Here is a 3,206-nt window from a genome sequence, read left to right on the forward strand (position 1 = left end):
ACGAGGAACCCGTGCGCGGCCTCGGCAGCCCGCTGGCCCGGCTGCGCAGCCGCACCGGTGTCGCCGCCGTCTGCGTCGTGCTCGGGCTCGGCCTCATCGGCGGTGCGCTGGCCGGGAGTTGGCTCACCGGCGAGGACGGCGACCGCACCGCGGACAGCGGCTTCGCCGCCGCCGGGTCGCTCTGGCACAACGTGCCCGTCGACCAGCTCTTCCCGCCCACCGTGCAGGGCACCGGCGCCGGACCCGGCGGAGCCGACCGGAGCTGGACCCGGATCGCGGTGGCCCCCGATACCGGCTGCGCGGGAGCCTTCGACCCGCTGCTGGCGCGCGCCCTCGCCCCCGTGGGCTGCGCCCGCCTGCTGCGCGCCACCTACACCGACGCCACCCGGACCCATGTCACCACCGTGGGACTGCTGTTCACCAAGGCCGACCCCGCAGCCATGGCCGGGCTCGCCGCCCGCTTCCGGAACGAGCGCCTGGACCGGCGCACCGACCTGCTGCCCCTGCCGTACGCCGCCAAGGGCACCCCCGCCGCCGGGTTCGGCGCGAAGCAGCGCGCGAGCTGGACGGTCAGCGTCCTCACCGACGCGCCCATCGTCGCCTTCGCCGTCTCCGGCTGGGCCGACGGCCGCACCGTCATCGCCCCCGAGCCCGCCGCGGACGCGGTGCGCTCCGGCGCCACCTCCGCACCCGCGCAGGCCGGGCTCGGCAACGAGGCCCAGGGGCTCGCCGACCGTATCCAGCGCAAGCTCCGCCAGACCGTCAGCCCGGCCACGGAGAAACCGTCATGAGGCGCCGTACCCGCACCGCGTCCAGTCTGCTGCTCGCGGCCGGTCTCGCCCTGCTCCCCGCCGCCACCGCCCACGCCGACTCCATCCGCGCCCAGCAGTGGGGACTGTCCGCGCTCCGTCTCGACGAGGCGTGGCGCACCACCCGGGGGCAGGGCGTCACCGTCGCCGTGCTCGACACGGGCGTGGAGGACGACCACCCCGACCTCACGGGCAACGTGCTGCCCGGCAAGGACATGGTCGGCTTCGGCGCCGGGCCCGGCGACCGCGCCTGGGCCCGGCACGGCACCGCCATGGCCGGGATCATCGCCGGTCACGGGCACGGGCCCGGCGACGGCGCCGGGATCATGGGCGTCGCGCCCAAGGCGAAGATCCTCCCCGTACGGGTCATCCTGGAGGACAAGGACCCCGCCCGCGCCAAGGCCCGCGTCACCCGCGGCAACGCCCTCGCGGACGGCATCCGCTGGGCCGCCGACCACGGCGCCGACGTCATCAACCTCTCCCTCGGCGACGACTCCGACTCCGCGCACCCCGAGGCCGGCGAGGACGAGGCCGTGCAGTACGCCCTCGGCAAGGGCGTCGTCGTGGTCGCCTCGGCGGGCAACGGCGGCGACAAGGGCGACCACGTCTCCTACCCGGCCGCCTACCCCGGCGTCATCGCCGTCGCCGCGGTCGACCGCTACGGCACCCGCGCCTCCTTCTCCACCCGCCGCTGGTACGCCGCCGTCAGCGCGCCCGGTGTGGACGTCGTCATCGCCGACCCCGACCACCGTTACTACGAGGGCTGGGGCACCTCGGCCGCCTCCGCCTTCGTCTCCGGCGCGGCGGCCCTGCTCAAGGCCGACCGCCCGAAGCTGACCCCGGCCCAGGTCAAGAAGGTGCTGGAGGACACCGCGCGGGACGCCCCCACGGGCGGCCGCGACGACTCCCGAGGCTTCGGCATGATCGATCCGGCCGCCGCCCTCAAGGCCGCCACGACCCTCGAGCCGGACACCCTCCGCCCCGCCACCTACGCCAGGAAGTACTTCGGCCCGGGCCCGGACACCTCCGGCTCCGCCTCCTCCGGCACCGGCTGGGCAGCCTGGTCGGCGGGCGCCACCGGCACCGCGCTCCTGGTCGCGGCGGCCGTGGTGATCCGGCGCGGCCGCAGGCCGGGCACCCTCGACTGATCACGCGGGGCCGGCGAACGCCCGCACCGCCGCCCGTGCCGCCGATTCCACCAGGGCGATGCCCTCCGCCCGGCTCGACGTGCCCTCGGTGAGGACCGCCAGCAGACGGTCGCCGTGGGCGCCCGACGCCCGGCCGACGCTGTGCACGACCCAGCGCCCGGTCGCGTCGCGCGGGAACCAGCCGTTCTTCAGCGCGCCGGGGCCCACCGCCGAGACACCCCATCGCTGGTCGGGCACCACGGAGGCCATCAGGGCGGTCAGGCAGGCGCGCGAGGCCGGGGTCAGGACGGGGGAGGGGGCGAACACGTGCCGGAGCAGGGTCAGCTGGTCCCGCGCCGTGGTGCGGGTCAGGCCCCAGTAGCCGCTCGTGCCGCCCACCGTCGCGGTGAGGCCGAGGCGGCGGTGGGCCGCGTCCAGGCCGGGGGCGCCGCCGATCCCGTGCCACAGCTCGGTCGCGGAGTCGTTGTCGCTCCGGCCGATCATCCGCGCGGCCCGCTCCCGCTCCGCCCCCGTCAGGTCCCGGCCCGTGTCCTGGGCGCCGAGCAGCAGCGCGGCCAGGATGCCGACCTTGACCACGCTCGCCGCGTCGAAGAAGCCGTCGCCGTACACCGCGCTCCGCCCGGAGCCCGGATCGAGCACCCCCGCCGACAGCCGGGCCCCCTCGGGGACCTCCACGCTCAGCGATTGCATCGACGCCTCCCGTCGGCTCGGTCCCGTACCGCCACCGATAGGGTCGGGAGCGTGGTGAACAAGAACATTCCCGACTCCGGGTTCTCCGACGACGACGGCTCCGCCGATCCCCGGCTGAGTGCCGCGCTCGCGGCCTGGGCGGAGGACCGCACGGCGCTCGGGCCCGTGCTGGAGGCGCTCAAGGGGGCCCGGCTGCTCGTGCCCGTCGTCGCCGTGCTCGGTGAGGTCGAGGTGGACAGTGAGGAGGGGCGCGAAGCTCCTCGGAAGGGCGGTGGTGGGCGACGGATGGGCGGCCTGCGCCGGGAGAAGACCAGCGACATGGCCGTTCCCACGCTCAAGGCCGCCGGGCGCACCGCGCTGCCCGCCTTCACCTCCACCGCGTCGCTCGCCCGCTGGGACCCCGCCGCCCGGCCGGTCGCCGTGCCGCTGCACCAGGCGCTCCAGGCCGCCGCGCACGAGAAGGCCGACACGGTCGTACTGGACCTCGCCGGGCCGGTGCCGTTCGAACTCACCGGTCCCGCGCTGCTCGCGCTGGCCGAGGGCCGCACCAGCGTGGACC

General features: G+C 76.4%; 4 protein-coding genes. 3 read left to right on the forward strand and 1 reads right to left on the reverse strand.

Features of this window, described 5'->3' with window-relative positions; all coding sequences use genetic code 11:
* Positions 1-11: 11 nt before the first annotated feature.
* Positions 12-791, forward strand: coding sequence for a hypothetical protein (locus GT030_RS32360; protein WP_346009791.1), 780 nt, complete (start codon positions 12-14; stop codon positions 789-791).
* Complete coding sequence (mycP, locus tag GT030_RS32365) at positions 788-1,957, forward strand: type VII secretion-associated serine protease mycosin (RefSeq protein WP_161204132.1); 1,170 nt, start codon at positions 788-790, stop codon at positions 1,955-1,957. Before GT030_RS32360 ends, mycP begins: the two co-directional genes overlap by 4 nt.
* Here the strand turns inward: mycP and GT030_RS32370 are convergent, their stop codons facing one another.
* The gene (locus tag GT030_RS32370) at positions 1,958-2,647 is read right to left on the reverse strand and encodes a serine hydrolase (protein WP_161204133.1); all 690 of its coding nucleotides are present in this window, start codon (positions 2,645-2,647) and stop codon (positions 1,958-1,960) included.
* 51 nt (positions 2,648-2,698) lie between these two features.
* Between GT030_RS32370 and GT030_RS32375 the strand changes: the two genes are divergently transcribed.
* The coding region (locus GT030_RS32375; RefSeq protein ID WP_161204134.1) for an SseB family protein at positions 2,699-3,206 on the forward strand (508 nt) is incomplete at its 3' end.

It is taken from the genome of Streptomyces sp. SID1328 (assembly GCF_009865595.1).
Classification (GTDB): Bacteria; Actinomycetota; Actinomycetes; order Streptomycetales; family Streptomycetaceae; genus Streptomyces; species Streptomyces griseoluteus.